We start from the raw sequence: 1,918 nt of genomic DNA on the forward strand, positions 1-1,918 counted from the left end.
ACGGCCTGGGCGGGGTCGGGAAGACCCAGCTGGCGGTGGAATACGCCTACCGGCACTTCCATGCCTACGACGTGGTGTGGTGGGTGCCGGCGGAGAAACGGGAACTGGTCGTCGACGCGCTGGCCGCGCTGGCGCAGCGGCTGAAGGTGGGGGTGGCCGGGCAGGCGGAGGAATCCGCACGGGCGGCGCTGGAACTGCTGCGCCACAGCTCCCGTTACCAGAACTGGCTGTTGATCCTGGACAACGCCGCCGAGCCGGCCGATCCGTTCGGTGTGCTGAAAGCGGCGGAGTTCAGCCACGGCCATGTTCTGATCACGTCACGGGACAGCCAGTGGTCCCGGCTGGCCAGCACCGTGGAGGTCGACGTGCTGCCCCGGCCGGAAGCGGTCGGGCTGCTACGCTCCCGCGTCCCCACGATCAGCGAGGTGGACGCGGCACGGATCGCCGCCGTGGTCGGGGACCTGCCACTGGCGCTGGAACAGGCCGGGGCGTGGCTGGCGGAAACCGGGATGGCACCCGCGAAGTATGCCGATCTTCTTGTCGACCAGCTACGGACGCACACGGCCAGGAAAGGGCCGGACGGGTCGCCGGACGGGGCCAGCGGACCCCGGCGGGTGCTCCTGACCAAGGGTGCGCCGGACGGTGTGCAGCCAGTCGCGGCAACGTGGACGGTCGCACTGCACCGTGTGGACGACCCGGCGGTGGTGATGCTGGCCCGGCTGTGGGCGCACTTCGGCCCGGAACCGATCCCGGCTGATCTCGTCCGTCCCGAGACCGCCGAGTTGTTGCCCGATCCGTTACGGGAGGTAGCGGCCGATCAGGTACGGCTGCCGGAGACCGCCGGCCGGCTGGCGCGGCTGGCGGTCGTCCGGCATGTCGACGGCACGGTGGTCATGCACCGGCTGATGCAGGCCGTGCTCCGCGACGACACACCCGCCGCGCTGCGGCCCCGGTTGCGTACGGCCGTGCACCGGCTGCTGGCCGCCGGGCATCCGCCGCACCGGAACCGTCCTGACAGCTGGCCCCGCTACGCCCGCATCCACCCCCATGCCGTCGCGACCGGCCTCGTGGAGGACGATCACCCGGACAGCCGCAGTATGATCATTCGCCTGGTCCGCTACCTGCGGGCACGCGGCGACTACCCGGGCAGCCACAGCCTGGGACTCGACGCTCACACCCGCTGGTCGTCCACTCTCGGCGATGATCATCTGCACACGATCGCGGCCCTGGGCAGTCTCGCGCGCACAGTACGAGCGCAGGGTAACTACGCCGAGGCCCTAATCATGTTCAACGACGTGCTCATCCGACGCCGCCGCATCCTCGGCAAGGACGATCAGGACACGATCACCGCCGCACGCAACATCGCGTTCACAGTACGGATGCAGGGCCACTACGACGAAGCCCGGACCAGGTTCGAGAACGTACTCACCCAGTCGCGCCACATCCTCGGCAAGGACCATCCGCACACGATCACCGCCATACACGAACTAGCGTTCACGGTACGGGTACAGGGCGACTACGCCGAAGCCCGGAGCATGTTCGAGGACGTGCTCGCCCGGCGCCGCCGCATCCTCGGCGACGACCACCCCGACACGATCACCGCCGCGGCCAATCTCGCGTTCACGATGAGGCTGCTGGGCGACTATGCCAAGGCGTGGACAATGTTCAACGACGTGCTCGACCGACGGCGCCGCGTCCTCGGCGAGGAGCATCCGGACACGATCATCGCCGCGGCCAATCTCGCGGGCCTGTTGCGCGTGCAGGGCATGCACAGCGCGGCACAGGCCGGCATCGAAGACGTACTCACCCGACGGCGACGCATTCTCGGTGAGAACCACCCGGACACGATCACTGCCGTACACGACCTCGCCGTCATGCTACGGACACAAGGCCACCACGCCGAGGCGCGGAGGATGCT

At 69.0% G+C, this 1,918-nt stretch carries 1 protein-coding gene; it reads left to right on the top strand.

Annotation, left to right across the window (positions count from 1 at the left end):
• A partial coding sequence (fxsT, locus tag AC5LUJ_RS07040) for an FxSxx-COOH system tetratricopeptide repeat protein (protein ID WP_493464664.1) occupies nucleotides 1-1,918 on the top strand: 1,918 nt, incomplete at both ends.

This window comes from Protofrankia sp. CiP1_Cm_nod3 (genome assembly GCF_982290655.1).